11 protein-coding genes and 1 pseudogene are annotated in these 15811 nt (G+C 42.4%); 4 read left to right on the top strand and 8 right to left on the bottom strand.

Annotated elements, in window-relative coordinates; all coding sequences use genetic code 11:
- Positions 1 to 901: 901 nt before the first annotated feature.
- The 3 genes from FM037_RS13980 (at position 902) to FM037_RS13970 (ending at position 3792) form a co-directional block, all read left to right on the top strand.
- Positions 902 to 1282 carry a helix-turn-helix transcriptional regulator gene (locus tag FM037_RS13980; protein WP_221937512.1) on the top strand — a complete coding sequence of 127 codons (381 nt, stop codon included), beginning with the start codon at positions 902 to 904 and terminating at the stop codon, positions 1280 to 1282.
- Positions 1276 to 2577, top strand: coding sequence for a type II toxin-antitoxin system HipA family toxin (locus tag FM037_RS13975; protein WP_144046503.1), 1302 nt, complete (start codon positions 1276 to 1278; stop codon positions 2575 to 2577). The genes FM037_RS13980 and FM037_RS13975 overlap by 7 nt, the downstream gene beginning before the upstream one ends.
- Before the next feature lie 483 nt (positions 2578 to 3060).
- Positions 3061 to 3792: a type 2 periplasmic-binding domain-containing protein gene (locus FM037_RS13970; protein ID WP_144046502.1), complete on the top strand. Its 732-nt coding sequence runs from the start codon at positions 3061 to 3063 to the stop codon at positions 3790 to 3792.
- A 171-nt stretch (positions 3793 to 3963) separates the two neighbouring features.
- Here the strand turns inward: FM037_RS13970 and FM037_RS13965 are convergent, their stop codons facing one another.
- Complete coding sequence (locus tag FM037_RS13965) at positions 3964 to 4869, bottom strand: ketopantoate reductase family protein (protein WP_144046501.1); 906 nt, start codon at positions 4867 to 4869, stop codon at positions 3964 to 3966.
- 497 nt (positions 4870 to 5366) lie between these two features.
- Between FM037_RS13965 and FM037_RS13960 the strand changes: the two genes are divergently transcribed.
- Positions 5367 to 5948 (top strand): DUF2913 family protein, encoded by a 582-nt coding sequence (locus FM037_RS13960; protein ID WP_229381194.1) that lies wholly within the window; start codon positions 5367 to 5369, stop codon positions 5946 to 5948.
- Between the two features lie 811 nt (positions 5949 to 6759).
- On the opposite strand, the gene FM037_RS13955 is transcribed toward FM037_RS13960, so the two are convergent.
- From FM037_RS13955 to FM037_RS13925, 7 genes and pseudogenes are all read right to left on the bottom strand, one after another.
- Positions 6760 to 7650 (bottom strand): nuclease-related domain-containing protein, encoded by an 891-nt coding sequence (locus FM037_RS13955; protein WP_144046499.1) that lies wholly within the window; start codon positions 7648 to 7650, stop codon positions 6760 to 6762.
- A gap of 167 nt (positions 7651 to 7817) precedes the next feature.
- Entirely contained in the window at positions 7818 to 11117 is a 3300-nt protein-coding gene (locus FM037_RS13950; protein ID WP_144046498.1) for a DEAD/DEAH box helicase, read from the bottom strand.
- Between the two features lie 170 nt (positions 11118 to 11287).
- Positions 11288 to 12193 (bottom strand): HsdR family type I site-specific deoxyribonuclease, encoded by a 906-nt coding sequence (locus tag FM037_RS13945; RefSeq protein WP_229381193.1) that lies wholly within the window; start codon positions 12191 to 12193, stop codon positions 11288 to 11290.
- Positions 12194 to 12221: 28 nt separating this feature from the next.
- Positions 12222 to 12440, bottom strand: a pseudogene (locus FM037_RS13940) (type I restriction-modification system subunit M N-terminal domain-containing protein); the annotation flags it as partial.
- Between the two features lies 1 nt (position 12441).
- Complete coding sequence (locus FM037_RS13935) at positions 12442 to 13389, bottom strand: restriction endonuclease (protein WP_229381192.1); 948 nt, start codon at positions 13387 to 13389, stop codon at positions 12442 to 12444.
- Positions 13390 to 13666: 277 nt separating this feature from the next.
- A complete protein-coding gene (locus FM037_RS13930; RefSeq protein ID WP_229381191.1) occupies positions 13667 to 14752 on the bottom strand; it encodes an HNH endonuclease in 1086 nt (361 codons plus the stop codon).
- The gene (locus tag FM037_RS13925; RefSeq protein WP_144046497.1) at positions 14745 to 15437 is read right to left on the bottom strand and encodes a class I SAM-dependent methyltransferase; all 693 of its coding nucleotides are present in this window, start codon (positions 15435 to 15437) and stop codon (positions 14745 to 14747) included. The genes FM037_RS13930 and FM037_RS13925 overlap by 8 nt, the downstream gene beginning before the upstream one ends.
- Positions 15438 to 15811: the final 374 nt, after the last annotated feature.

The raw sequence follows: 15811 nt of genomic DNA, 5'->3' as shown, positions 1-15811 counted from the left end.
TATCAGCCCAGACTTTCTTGTTCTTGGATCCTACTTCTGTCTTCGACCGCCAGGAATGGCGGAAATGTCGATTATGCAGGAGCAATTATCGACCCGGGCTTTCTTGTTCCGGGATCCATTCTTCGCTTCTCAAACAAAGAGTAGATTCCGGCCAACAAGAGTGCCGGAAAGACGGGGATATGTCATCGCCCCACTTCCCTTATGGTCTTCCCGGACTCGTTCCGGGATCCAGCTCTCGCCTTTAAGTCCAAAACGCTGGATTCCGGCCAACAAGCATGCCGGAAAGACAATAGGAATTGTCATCTGACCGCCACAGATCAGTGATATTCCCGATATCATTTAGACATTTCCCATATCCCTATGGGTCAAGGTTGAAATGTCGATTATGCACGACTATATGGATATAGGAGGTAGGAGGTAGGGTGAAGCAGGGCGAGAATCATGAAATGATGGTTTTGAGCGAGAGACATGGAAGTCGAACTGGCCTTTTAACAAGGAGGTTATTGCCAGAACCGAGGAGTAATTATCGACCTAGCTTCTTGTTATGCCGTCTTCCCGGACTCGTTCCGGGATCCAGCTTTTGTCTTTAAGTTCAAAGAATGGATTCCGGCCAACAAGAATGCCGGAAAGACAGAATGTAAGCACACCGGAATGACGAGATAGGTTTAAAACTTGTTCCGGGATCCATTCTTAGCTTCTCAGGCTTGCATGTACTAGCCCATTAGCAGTAAAACTTAACTTTCTTGAACATATCGCTGGTAGTGGGTATTTATTTACCCTTAAACCTTATATTTACCATTAATGGGTAAAAAAGTATCCATTAATGGTAACCCTAGGCAGTTCAAATTAATGAGTATATAATTACCCTATAAAGCCATAATAGTCATTAAAGGTTACTTTTATGCCCATTAACAATATTTATGCGATGACCGACGAAGGCATCGCCCAAGAGCTTGGTTCGCGAATTGAACAGATGCGCCTTGAAGCAAACATCAGCCAAGAGCAACTCGCTGAAGAGGTGGGGATCACCCGAAAAACCTATAGGAACCTGATCAATGGCAATGGCAAATTCCAATGGGTGATCGCGGTACTTCGAGCGTTAAAACAACTTCAGCTTGTTGATGAGTTCATCCCAGAAAAAACATATAGCCCGATGGCGTTACTTAAGCAACAGGGGAAAAAGCGTAAAAGGGCCTCAGCATCAAACCGCAGTGCCACTACTGACGTGGCCAAGACACACTTAACCCGACACAGTGTCATTAAGGAAGAAGATAAATGGTAAACAAGAGTCCTACCGTTGCGCGAGTCAACATTGCCGGTGAACTTGTTGGCGCACTCTCTATCGATAAGGGCATATGCTCTTTTCAATACGCTGATGGTTGGCTCAATAAGGGGATCGAAATATCCCCTATTCACTTACCTTTAAGCGACAAGATCTATTCCTTTCCACGGCTTAATACAGAGACTTACAAAGGACTTCCTGGCGCATTTGCTGATACATTACCGGATGATTTTGGTAACGCTGTGATTGATGCTTGGTTGGCGCGACAAGGTCGTACCAAAGAAAATTTTACGGCGTTGGACCGCCTGCTCTACACTGGTAATCGAGGCATGGGGGCCTTAGAGTACGCCCCCGGTTATGGCTCTGACAAGGGTAAACTATCAACACCGTTAGAGATCCAATCATTAATGGAGATGGCGCAAACCGTGCTGGATCAACGGGCAGGTATCGAGCTTGCATTCGATCAGGACAAGGAAGCCGCATTAACTGAAATGATGCAAGTTGGCACTTCAGCGGGCGGCGCTCGCGCTAAAGCCGTCATCGGCATCAACCAAAACAGAACGGAGATCAGGAGTGGCCAAGTGGCCCTGCCCCAAGGTTTTGAGCATTGGTTGTTGAAATTCGATGGCGTAAGTGAGTCCCAGTCTAGTAAAGAAACATTCGGGGATCCCAAAGGATATGGGAAAATGGAATACGCTTATTACCTGATGGCGCTCGATGCCGGCATTGAGATGCAGCCGTGTGAATTATTGCATGACGGTGATCGCGCGCATTTCATGACCAAGCGATTTGACCGTGATCATAATAAGAAATTTCACTATCAATCCCTCTGTGCAATGGCACATGCAGATTACAAAATGCCAGGAGGCTATAGCTACGAACAGCTTTTTTCGTTGATGCGACAGTTGGGTCTTCCTCGGTCTCAGGCTGTGCAAATGTTCAGACGGATGGTGTTTAACATCGTGAGTCGCAATAACGATGACCACACCAAAAACTTCGGCTTCATGCTCAACCAGAAGAATGATTGGAGCATAGCGCCCGCTTTTGACATCGCTTATTCGTACAGACCAGATTCGTATTGGGTCAGTCAGAGCCAGCTAACGCTTAATGGCAAGCGTGATGACTTTGATATCAATGATCTGATGATCATCGGCAAGTTATTCCAAAAAGAAGCCGCTTCCGTGATAGAGCAAGTGGTCGACTCTGTTTCAAGGTGGAACCACTTCGCCAAAGAGGCTGGGGTCTTTACGCGCTTTCAAACAACCATTGGCAAACACCACCGCCTGGACATCTAGCCTGCGTTGATGTTGTCTTATTATGCAGTCCCAATTGAAGCTGTCGTCTGTCTATTTCGTCTTCCCGGAATCCTGCTTCCGTCATCGACCGCCACGGAGGGCGGAAATATCGATCATGCGGGGAGCAATTATCGACCCGGGCTTTCTTGTTCCGGGATCCAGCTTTTGTCTTTTAAGTTCAAAGAATAGGTTCCGGCCAACGAGAGTACCGGAAAGATGGGAGGTTCCGGGATCCATTCTTAGCTTCTTAAACAAAGTACTGAATATACCCAATTTTCGCGGTATCTTCCGTTGGGCCCGTAATAAACGACAGGTGAATAACTTTCGAGAAAAAGGGATCCCTATGGAATAAGCAGCAATCGCATCGATATAATTATCCTATACTCAATCTATCTTATCCTTGCGAGCTTTGAGTATATTAAGATGCACTTACAACTCCTGCGCATAACTTTCATTATTATACTCTCCTGCTTCAGTTTTATAGTGCAAACTGCTGATAAACAGCAGATCACACTTGCTCTAATAACCGACCCTAACACTAACCTCTACGGGAAATGGGGAGTATTGATTTATAACGAGGCTTTTAGCCGTCTTAATATTAACGGCTCCTATATTGTGCTACCTGCGCTCAGAGCAAGTAATACGGCCGACTCTGGAAAAATAGACGGTGAAATGGGAAGAGGTGAATGGTATGCCAAAAAACACCCCAACTTAATTCGCATCGAGGAACCACTTTTCAATAGTAATTTAAGTGCTTTTGTAGTCAATCCTTCAATAAAAATACAATCATGGGACGACATCAAAGCAGGCCAATATAAAGTTGAATATTATCGTGGTATAGCCCTTGCTCAACAGAGACTTACTCAGCGTGTTCCCCAAAATAATCTCACAGATTCATCCAACCCTATTAACTCATTAAGGCTTTTACAACGTGGTAGAATTGACATCTATATTGGCGTTTCTCTTATTGTCAATGAACTATTAGTCACACCTGAATTTATTGATGAAAACATTCATCTTGTTGCAATCTTAGAAGAAGGTAAAATATATGGTTACTTGCATCACCGACACGAAAAAATGGCCAGTAAACTCGCAGAGACTTTCCAACAGATGAAATCAGAGGGGCTATTTAATGTTTATTTAGAGCAAGCTCGGCAATTTATTAAGACTCAAGATAGCACTAAGTCTCTCAGTACTTCATCCACTGATCAATGAAAAAACTGTTGAGCCTCAACTAGCTTGTTCGGTTCGTATAGCCTCATTTAATAATCACACTAAATAAAAATGCGTTGCCTAATCTAAAAGATACCAATTAAAGTTGATCACGCATTAAATCACTAAAGATTTTGGCGAACTTATCTATATTACATTATTTGTAACAACCGCCTACTCATGAAGAAATTGTGTTTGTAAGATATGAGTCACCCTAACAAGTTCGGGTGTGGCTATATTCCTTATCTTAGCCATGTGAAGTAAATTAGTGTAGACGGCCTCAATTTCCATGGGACGTTTACCGTCATAGTCCAGCTTCATACTAAAATAGGCCGACCGATAATCTTCACAAGCTAACATGTCGAGAATATCGTCCATGTTTTTTTTCTCTAAGTAAACGCCATAAACTTTGGCCACTTGGCGGACTTCTTTAGCCAACAAATGTATCATCTCTTTCGCTATGGGCGCCTGCGTAAGTTCATACATACTCAGGTTATAAATCACCGAAGGGGCATTGCAAGCTGCGTTTACCATCAATTTAGGAAACCTGACTTGATAAATATCAGGCCTGTGTTCTACCTGAGGGAAAACCTCACGGATCACCGTTTCTAGGCTTGGATCAGACTCAGTGCCATTAAGATCGGCGTAAATAAAATCAAGTTGATCATTTTGTACCTCAATTTTATTATCAGCATGCATTGTCACCTTAATATGACTGATGGCCCCCAAGACCTTGTTGCTGTCATCTATCGCTTCAGCAAGCAGCTCTTCTTCCCCAATCCCGTTTTGTAGCAAGATCAATTTTTTGTTCTTTAGATGACTTAGGCTAGCAAACAGCAGCGGGTTTGATACCGATTTTATGGTAATAAAAATGATATCACCGGAAATATGCTGGCTATTACTGATGATATTCTGATAAGGAACCTGAAAAGGCTCTTTGCCGATGACATGTAACTGAGATAACTCGAGTAAACGGCTATTGGCACTGACCATAAGCTGAACAGGATAGCCAGCCTCTATCAACTTGGCGGTAACGAATCCGCCTAAGGAACCGACGCCGATAACGGTGATCTTTATCATATTTGCTCCATTCTATATTAATATAACCTGAACTCGGGATTAGCCATGAAGCTAATCGCCTCTTTCTATTTCTGTCATTCAGTTACTGGCACAAGCCTATCATTAACTGGTACCACTCACTTCTTGCAACCGTCATCATCACTTTGAAGTGACATACCCCATGCGCTATAGAACCGTTTATAAACGGTCAAAGGTGATAAAACAGGTTAAAGATAAATATGGCGCACTGAAAAACTCATCATAGTTTACAATATTTCCGTGAGATTCAATGGATCAGAATTTAAACTCTTTACATCATGCGCATTGTGTAAAGAGTTTATAAATTTCAGGTATTAAGTCTATTTCTGCTAGCAAGAAAACCGATTTTTGCGTCAGCGATATTATAAGTGAATTCGATTTTTTAATTTATAGCAAGATGTTCTAGTGGATAGTTTTGCATCTGGCTCAAAATGATAAACTTCAGCCTGATTTCTAATCTGACTGCTTTAGGTATTTTTTTGAAAAATATAGCCTTCAACTCTTTAGTGAGCAATCTCGTCGATAACGCACTCTTGCATCTGTACTTTTCCGTCGAAGAAACTTCCCGATTAATCCCAATGCCTAAGCGCAATGAGATCTTGGTACGTTATTTAAAGCCGAAGCTTAAAGACAACCATTATCGGCAGATCAAAAATGAACTGAGAAGTCTGCTTACTATTGGCCGAAGTGCCAAGGGGGATCTGGAAACTAAGCTTTTAAAAGTTCGAAAGGTGTATCAAGGCCGAGATAAAAGATCTACTGATGTGCATAAGTTGTTTGATCTACTTAAAACCTTGCGTTGTGAACAGGGTTTAGGCAATCGGTTGGTTAATGAAAATAATAAAAGCGTGCCAAAATTCATTTACATGCTAGAAGAAAATGTTGCGCATGGATTTAATCAGGCTGGTGAGCAAATAGCCCCAATGTCGTTATTTTTGGAATCGAATAAGATCAATAGTGTTATAGACGTTGTTGAGCGAACAGGTATATTTAGTGCTGAACTACAACCCTTGACTGAAGATACGCAGCAAGGGCATATCTTGTTACATCCAAAGAATTAGCTGAAAATTAACGTACGATCCCACGAATAAATAAGCGAGGTTACGCGGGAGGTATTTTATCAGCTGGTATCGACGGGATTAAATATGTTAAAAGTGAAGTAAAGCAGCTCAACTTAGCAGCTGTCCCAATTGAAGCTGCGGTCCTGCTACTCCTCTTGCAGTCTTCCAATTTAAGCAGTCATCTGACCATTTCGTCTTCCCAGCCCCCCAGCTTCTGTCTTTCCGGACTCGTGCCGGAATGACGGGGATATGTCATTCCCCCGCTTCCCTTATGGTCTTCCCGGACTCGTTCCGGGATCCATTCTTAACTTCTTACACAAAGAGTAGATTCCAGCCAACAAGATTGCCGTAAAGACGAGCTAGATATAGATGTAATCGAGCCTTCGCTTATACTGAGAGCAATTATCGACCTGCTGCTCCCTCTGCTGTAATCATGCTTATCGATTTTGTCTTCCCTGAATCCATCTCGTCTTCCCGGACTCGTTCCGGGATCCAGCTTTTGTCTTTAAGTTCAAAAAATGGATTCCGGCCAACAAGCATGCCGGAAAGACGCGCTAGGTGTAGATGTAATCGAGCCTCCTCTTATGCTGAGAGCAATTATCGACCTACTACTTCCTCTGCATTAATCACGCTTATCGATTTTGTCTTCCCAGAATCCATCTCGTCTTCCCGGACCCGTTCCGGGATCCAGCTTTTGTCTTTAAGTTCAAAGAATGGATTCCGGCCAACGAGAGTGCCGGAAAGACAAGAGGTTCCGGGATCCATTCTTAGTTTCCCTGACTTGCATCTACTAGCCCATTAGCTGTAAAACTTAACTTCCTTGGACACATCGCTGAGCGACTTGATAAGCAATAGCGTTGATCTGTTCTTGGTTATAGGTAATACGGTTTAATTTCGGAATGGTACCGACCAATTGCTTATGATTAATAATCGGAAAAGGTGGTTTTGTTTGAGTTGTAACGTACCAACCTGGGAAAACTAAAACAGGCAGTGCTAGTGTGGATTGGCCAACAGCTTTGGTTAACCATTCACTCACCCATTTTGCTTGTCTATCTGCTTGGCTGATTGGGGAAGTTTCAACCCAGGAAGGAAACTGAAGTTTGCCGTCTTTAAAAAGAAGTTCATAAGCCTTCTGTTTATCTGCAGCTTCATACTTCTTATCACGAAAACGCTTATGCCTGCCCTTGGTCTCTATAGCAAAAACACCATTGGGGCCAACAACCAAGTGATCGATGTTAAAACCATCGGCCTGAATATCATGAAACACTTGATAGCCTAAACCTTGTAAACGCATTAGCTCAGATGCAGTAGCCAACTCCGCCGTATGACCCAGTCGTAACTTAGTCAGTTTAGACATATTCCGATAAGTCTTAAAGCCAAAATATGGTAGAGCCAATACAGGCAATATTACATAAACCCAAGGTAAAGATCCTATAGTGAGATAGCCTTGCACTCCTTTAATCGCAAATGGCAAACACATAACCAATGTTGCCATAAACAGACCACTAAGTAGATTAAACTGATGATCTAAAATCTGGTTTTGAAGACCAAAACCAGGCATTCTAGCCAACTTATCTCTATCAATAGGTAGTTTAACGGTTAAATCCCGTTTTTTAAGCGCTACAAACATGGCGAATAAAACAACCCCCATACCAGAAAGCAACACTAGCAGTGATAAAATCCCTTTCAAAAATTCTGTCATGTATTACCTATATTGATTACAACATTATTCAAAAAGACCTTGAAAACACAATCAAGACAGCCCTTTTCATTCAATCGACTTCTAGTCTGAGAAAGTACTCCCTAGCAGAAAACTATCCACTGCATTTATGCCTTAAGAAACGCAACGCGACTCAATAAATTTAAAATCTAAGCAATACGAAGGTTAAGACTGTTCTGCCTTTCGTTTTCACTGCTTAAAAGATTGTTTGCTTCGTAAAAGAAACTTAATCCTGCCCATACTTTCTTTGAGCCAACAATATACACTTGCTTCTTAGCACGAGTCACCGCTACGTTTAGGATATTGGCTTTACTGGATGCCCAGTAGGCAGACCCTTTAGTTTCATCAGATACACCCAGCACAAATATCACCACTTTTTCTTCTTTACCTTGGAACGTATGTACAGTTCCAATTCGACCCGTTATCCATTTTTTCAGTTCTATAGAAGGAATACCCTGATTGCCAAGGTAACTGAGCAATTCTTCTTGGACACCATACGCGACTTTTCTAAAAGGAGAGATAATGTAAACATCCGGTAGTGTGTGCAATTCTCTGAAATACATGAGTACCATTTTCGCAATATGCTTGCCTTGTGTGGGTACATAATGTTTACCTTCTACTTCACCGGAAATATCAATCCAAGTGCTATGCCCCCAAATGTTATGGGCACAGCCTTCTGGTGAATCGCTGCCGTGAAACATTTTTTCGTTATAAGCAATTTTGTTTGCAATGCTAAACATAGGCTCATCACAGCGACGATGTACCCGCAGAGGACTTCCTAGCCACTCTCCCTTAGCAATCATCTCTGTACCATATCGGTTTATTCTATCCGCTAACTTTTGCACCGATGTCTTAGTTGGCGACCAGACACGCCATTGCTCTTCACCTAAAATCTCTTTAGCTAACCCCTCAACAAATTCCGGTGGGATAGTAAAAACAGGCTCAATTTGCAGAGGGTCACCCACAACAACAACCCGCTTGGAACGATACAGAGCACCAACCGCTTGTTGAGGGGAAGCTTGACCTGCTTCATCAATAAATAACCATCCAATGTCACCTTTTCCGAACATCGAGAACTGACGCGATACTGAAGCAAAGGTTGATGAAACCACAGGGATAAACATAAATAACCATTGCCATAACACCTTGCTAGCTTTTGGATCTTTGATGCTGTTAGACATGGCTTTATGCAAATAGAAGAGCACACTTTTGTAACCCAAATTAAAGTGTTTATATGCAGTAACTACCCATGCTTGATGTAGCGCTATCGCTTTAGACGTCACATTTGCCCGCTTCTGGTTTAATTCCAAACCATGAGCAAAAGCTGACCTTTGTAAACTCGCGCACTCTAGGTCTGCTTGACCGTCATCAAATCGCACATCAGTATATTTAACTTGAAACTCGCTACACCTTTGAATCTCTTTTTCTAACTCGCATTTAAAGTTCGCGACTTTTCGCCCTATTAGCATGTTTTCTTTACCTAAGAGTTCAAACCTTTGTTTCATTTTGAAAAATAACTGTCTTTGGAACCAAAACTTAGGTAGAAAAAACAACAAGTGTGAAAGCTGCTTTTTCTTCAATCGACCCACCAATATATCGAGTTTAAGACATCGATACTCTACCCGAGCAAACTTGCTTTCATAATCACGTAAATGACATTTTTTAGATTCGATCAACTGTAATGCTCTTAGCTCTGACAAACAGCTTTCTAATTCTTGCTCTGATTGTTTAAACGCATACTGAGCACGAGTAAATGCTTCATAAATATTACTCGTTTTGCTGGCTTGATCTTTAATCGAATCAAATAACGTTTGATAGCCTTCAGCTCCGGCTTCGACATCCAAGCTTTGCGGCTTCAAAAAGAACAGACGATCACCAACCACTTTTCGATTACTCTGATTACCAATGGCAGCAGCCATCACACCCCAGCACTCTTCATTGTGCTCAAGACATTTGAGTTTTGTTCTTCCATGGTTGTTTTTAGGATAGATGTGATTCGCGGCCAACTTCTGAGCAGCACTTTTGAAAAATTCAACCGCTTGATAACGCTTGCCCAGCGCTTTCGATTGAGGAAGTTCTTTGGTGATATTTTCAACCGCAGTATTGTTACTCGATACAACAACCATCTCATACCCGGTTAATGTCGGACATAAAACAGGAAGAGTCACACTTTCATCGCCAATATCAACCTTTATTGATTCTGGCGATGAGTCTGCAATTGAAGATAATACTGATATGCTCCGAGCTCGGTTCACTAAGTTATTAGCGATGATATCGCGCAACATCGTTGTTTTACCGGTTCCCGGAGGCCCATTGACCGAATAAACCCCCTGCTCCTCTAATTCCTTATAGAGAGTATTGATAGCAAACTGCTGCATCATACTCATTGAGTGCTCATCTTCACCTGGCCAGCGACCTAATGGTGTCATATTGAGGGATAAGTGCTTTCTAATTAATGATTGGCCTTTTTTCGACAATAGATCGCTTTCACGTTGCGGAGTATGCCCAACATAGGAAGCGAGTGCAGAATGTGGATCAATTTTTCCTTTTCGCAATTGTTCAATGACAAGTTCTATATCTCGGATATAAAAACTATTTAAGATTGAGATACTAGACTTCGACTCTTTGGCGTTATTCTGATCATTATCGATAGCAGAAGACGCATTGGAAGCCTGTGAATAATATTGTTCTATTCGTTGATTTAAATCCGACAAATCAGGTAGAGGAAGATCATTAAAGTCTCGAATTTGCGGCGAATACTCTTGCTGCTTGTATTTTTTCGGCTGCAACTCAATAAGCATAAATGGTATAGGCTTACCTGATATTGGCTCGAATTTCGCCCACTCGGCGATCAACCTTGTAAATTCAATCAGTTCATAAGTCGTCAATACTTTCGGGTAGCCGTGTTCTTCTTTAATATTATTCGCCACAACACAAACTTCATTGAACTTATCACACAATGCATTGCCTTCATTGTCGAAGTGTTCAAATTTCAGCTCATGAAGTTGCTTGTTTTGTGTTTTCCCAATAGCCCAAGGTGCGGTGGATATTTCCGTCTTGTCTAAGTCGATATTGCCATACTGATCAATATGGAGAATCACCGAACAAGTAAACCCCGAATCTTGATTACGTTCATTACCATCTAAACTTTGGTCTTCATAATTAGGTAAGTATTGCTTCCCAGCCTCAAAGATTTCCGTTCGCCAGAATAATCCTAGGTACACTTTATAAGTATAGTGCTCGGTATGCTTATATTTCTCGCCCGCGCGACGAATATGGTTTCGGTTTATCCAAGGTAAGCAATCTGGCGTATCCCAAACCTGCTGAGTATCATAATGAATAGCCCCATTACCACGTTTGGCAATATCTCCCATATCGGCAGAGTTAAAGAACTCAATTTTGTGCCAATAATCCAGTATTTTAAGTGCCAACTTATTATTTACTTCCATGATTAACCTATTTTTTCTTTTTCATATTAGCAGTTTTCTTAAAGTACTCAGATTACTCTAATAAGCTCAAAATAATGCTTTATGCTTTCGTTAAACCGCCTTTTCGACGATAGAGTTGGGTAATTTTTTCCTCACTTAAACAGGCTATGGATGTTCTATCACTACAATACCTATCCATTTAGTTGCCCCTTGAATCGACTTAACATATCAAACACGACACGGGCAAACTGTGCATTTTTATTGGGGTCCGATAACAACTGCATCATCTGATTTTGATGTGCATCACTGCTATCGAGAATCGCATCATCAATCGCCTTGGGAAAATCGCCTAACATGGCCTGCTCTGCAGTGTTGTTGGCGAGTTGGTCCATGACTACAGAGTTTTCTTTTACCTTATCCATGACCGTGTAGGCGTAGTTCACCATATCGGCTTCAGTTAGCTCATCGGTGATAAACAGCTCATTCAACCTTGAGACTATCTGCGATAAATACTCTTCCTTTTTATCTTTAGGTTTCGCACTGCCCAGACCATCACCAGGTTGAAGCTCATAATCAGGGGAATCTTCTTTTAACCTAATATCCTGCTGGCGGATCTTAGAAAGGCGATAATGACTCATCACCACATTGCTCAAGTCAATATCATCTTCCTCTTCGATAGACTCACGCAGCATGGGACGAAGATTACGCGCATACAGGCTAAGCTTCTCCAGCTCCTTGTCGTCATAATCGACAATCTGTGACATAAACTCGTAGAAGCGTACAAAGGTACCTAGATCCTTCTTAAATATATCTAGTGCATCCTTCTCCTGCTTACACTCTTTAAAGCTGTTCTCGGCATTGGCAATTAATACTGCATCATCGGTACGTTTGGTTCGTTCAAACATATCCTTAGCTTGCTTGTATGCCGCAGCAGCCGATTTATAGCGAATATTCCAACGCTCCACTGCAGGCTTACAAATATTGGCGATAGCGGCGTTACTCTTGCTCTTAACAAAGAAAGCGTCACAAAACTGCTCAACTTCATGCCAATAAAAAATTCCTGCAGCACGCAGCTTATCGAACAGGTCAAATATCAAATCAGGATCGGAGACATCTTCCAGAATTTTCCTGTGCCTCTTCAGGCAGGTTCATCTTCTGAACCTTTTCATACTCTGCCAATACAGCTTCTTTGCTCTCTTCCAGTACTCCTTCCAAACGGCGCAGTAATGTGAATGGAAGAATGATACGGCCGTATTGGCTTTGCTTAAAATCACCGCGTAATAAGTCTGCGATTGACCAGCAGAAGGCGGCTAAGTTATTTGGAGTTGTATTATCTTTTGTCATGTTAATCTTCTATAAAATAATCGCTGTCCACAGCTTTGATGGTGTAGGTCTGTTTAACCGTGACGCCTAGGCTGTGTTCAATCATAAGTTCGGTAAGTTGTTTGCCATCGATGAGGACTATTTTCTTCTCTATCAATGACACAAAATCTTGTGCTTCTTTGCTGAAACGTGACGTGGTGATAAACACGCCCTTCTTTGCTCGGTGCATATCGAGCGCACCGGCAAAGGCTTGAATATCGGGCCTTCCAACAGTATTGGATGCTTGATAACGCTTGGCTTGCAGGTAAATCATCTCAAGACCGAGTTTGTCTTCTTTTATAATGCCGTCAATGCCACCATCTTGAGTGTATTGAGTCGCCTGCCCTGCATCTTTTCGGCTACCGCCGTAACCCATAGCCACCATTAAATCGACAACCAATTGCTCGAAGAACTTTGGGGATGCAGCCAAGATTGCCTCCAGCACTTCATCGGCAAGAGAAGCATTTAAGGACTGAAAAGCATTATCTATCTGTTCTAGCGGAGGCAGTTCGTTAAACGAGTCTATTTCTTTTGCAACTGCATTGGAGCTAACTTGAGTCACATCATCTGAGTTCATTTTAAAACTGATGAATTCGCTAAATTGATTTAGGTATTGATTATCAATCAGTCTATTGCTGCCTAAGGCATCTAAACCACGTTGGGTGATGATACAGTGGCCACGTTTGGGTTGCTCAATTAGCTTAGCTTTCACTAGATAAGTTTTAGACCAACCGATACGACTTCGAATATAAGTCGCTCTGCCACTGGGAATACGCAGGTTCACTAGCTCTTCTGCGAGACTTAGCTCGTTTACCACTCGTTCATAAATCTGAGGAATATTGAGTAAGTCTCCATCTTTAAGCGCTATCAGAACTGGCTTCATAAGAGATTGGTAGCTAGGTATGTTATTCAGTGGTTGCTCTAGCATCATGCACGTCCTTTTGCGGATCTAGTTAGTTTGAATTGTCTAATTATATTAAACCTAAAAGGCGTTAAGATTCTGCCACAACGGCTTTGAAATAACATCACTTAAACATAGATTAAACTATTGAAATAGCGATAGTTTGATCTGGATAGTAAACGAGCTATAAAGTATCAGGTTGTATCTAGACTTAGCGCTTGAAATATTTACAGAACCTTATCTTATAATCTCAAATTAAAGACTTGGCTGCTCTGGAACTAGATCATTATCCGTTGCAGTTGTTCTATTACACCAATAACGCCTTAAACACTTTACCCTTCAACCATAGCGGCGAACTGTTCTGCGCTGCGAGTTGATAGGCCCAGGTTGCAATGGCTTCAGAGCGCGGACTCTCACAGACAAAGTAGTTATTCAGCTCTGAGGTAATGATCTTTTCATGTTTGATGATGTTCTGCTCGAACCAACGTTCTTTATGTTTTTCAGCGGCTAAGTGATCACGCTTGGCGTTATTACACTTGCTGTGTGCCAGTACGAAGTTATGACCAAGATCTGACGGATAACGTGCCCAGGGGATGAAATGGTCGACTTCGCCCTGCTCTTTCAACGGTTGCTGACAATAAAAGCAGTTGCCATGCTGTATCTGCAGCAATAATGGTCTCGCTTTAGTGATTGCCTTACGATCACAGCCAAACAGAAAGTCAGACAGATTGCCTTGGCCGCCGATCACGTTTTGATTGGAAGCAAAGTCACACACCTTCAGAGTCCAGTGACTGCGGGCCAGTGAGACGACTAGATCATGAAAACGTCTGAAACAGAATGCGATACTAGGGTTCAACTGAATGTATTTTTTACTCTTGTCATGGGGATAGTAAAAGCACTCCGCATTACCAGCCAATAGCTGTAATCGCCACAACGGGCCTTCTTTGAGAGTTTTACGTGTTTCACTACACAACTTGCTCCAACCACTATGGGCTTTAAGTTGCGACAGGTTTCTTATCCCTTGGCTACGAAAAGCACTTAGGTTATTGATTAATGCCGATTGCTTACCGCTATTTTGTAACAGCAGAAAAGGTTCGGCATCTGTGGCGCTAAATGGCAACGAGTGCTGCCAGTAGAGTTCGATAAACTTCTCGACAATTTCATCTATGGTGATGACGCCATCAGTTTCATGACTTATATTCGAGCCTGCATTCGGGCGTGTGTAATGAGTCTTTTCGATACAGATATCTGCCAGTGCATGAAGCAGTGCAAACTTATAGGTGGCGACAAAGTCCCCTTCTACCAGTAAGCGCTGTAAGTAAGCGATAAACTCGACCTGCTTTGTGGCATCGACCTCTTTCAAAAATGAGTCTTTTAAGAATGCATTATTCACTGAGTGACCTCATGCTTGCAGTTGAAACACTTGCGTGTGCTAGCACTAAGGTTTGCCAATAAACTTCCGCCCTTCCCAGCTTATCGGTTACGTTTGCTGAGGTATCGATAACGGTTAGCCCCACGTTCTCTGCCAGTTGTTTAAGTTCTTTATCGTTCACTTGAAACATCTGACGTTCATCACTGCACGGGCCATGACGAAGCGTAATGACCAATTTTCCATTTGGAGCGAGTAATTTAACCAGCGTTCGAACTGAATCGGCTCGTTCTTGTGGTGGAATATGCATCCAGATGGCACTGAGCAGAATGAGATCGAAACGGGAGTCTAAACTTGTGAGTCTTGCTAAAGCCGGTAACGCATCATCAAGCCAAGTGACATTAAGACCTTGAGTGAGCTTTAGGCCAAAAGCTGTCAAGCCTTGTGCGGGCTCGACAGCATAAACTTCTACTTCTCGATTTACTGTGGTCTGCTCTGCCAGATACTTAACATCACGCCCTACTCCGGCACCAATATCTAAGAAACTCAGCTTGGCTTTCTGTTCACTTGGATTGAGGATGCTGTTGAGATGAGGCAACCAGGACGCGTGAACCTCTTCGAAAGGCTTAGACAGATACTGCTCAGCCAAGTCATCGGCATGTTCATTGTAGAAACGGATGTTAGTGCTGTCATAGATCTCAGTTGTCACGATCGCGATTCCCTCTGCGCTGATTGGTTACCTAATCGGTGGTTACTCATTTGATATAACTATCAATTATGCAAAAGACGTTACCATAGTGACGCAGAGAAAAGAATAGTGAAATATCCTGTTTACTTGACCTAGAACATATGGCGGTCAGATGACGAATAAGTGAGGTCGCGAGTATCGAGCTGCGACTAAGACAGCACTTACCCATTAAGCCTATCTATTGTCTTTCCGGTACGCTTGTTGGCCGGAATCCATTGTTTAGAGCCTGAAGGAAAAAACTGGATCCCGGAACAAGTCCGGGATGACATTTCCAGCCTGATCCATAGGGATATGGGAAATGTCTGAATGATATCGGGAGTATCACAGACCCATGG

The sequence above is a fragment of the Shewanella psychropiezotolerans genome (genome assembly GCF_007197555.1).
Lineage (GTDB): Bacteria > Pseudomonadota > Gammaproteobacteria > Enterobacterales > Shewanellaceae > Shewanella > Shewanella psychropiezotolerans.
Note: the sequence above shows the minus strand (reverse complement) of the source record. Positions and strands in the feature narration are given on the sequence as shown.

Coding starts and splice junctions, on each gene's coding strand:
- FM037_RS13980 (WP_221937512.1), top strand. CDS start 902: ATGCCCATTAACAATATTTATGCGATGACCGACGAAGGCATCGCCCAA.
- FM037_RS13950 (WP_144046498.1), bottom strand. CDS start 11,117: ATGGAAGTAAATAATAAGTTGGCACTTAAAATACTGGATTATTGGCAC.
- FM037_RS13975 (WP_144046503.1), top strand. CDS start 1,276: ATGGTAAACAAGAGTCCTACCGTTGCGCGAGTCAACATTGCCGGTGAA.
- FM037_RS13965 (WP_144046501.1), bottom strand. CDS start 4,869: ATGATAAAGATCACCGTTATCGGCGTCGGTTCCTTAGGCGGATTCGTT.
- FM037_RS13955 (WP_144046499.1), bottom strand. CDS start 7,650: ATGACAGAATTTTTGAAAGGGATTTTATCACTGCTAGTGTTGCTTTCT.
- FM037_RS13935 (WP_229381192.1), bottom strand. CDS start 13,389: ATGATGCTAGAGCAACCACTGAATAACATACCTAGCTACCAATCTCTT.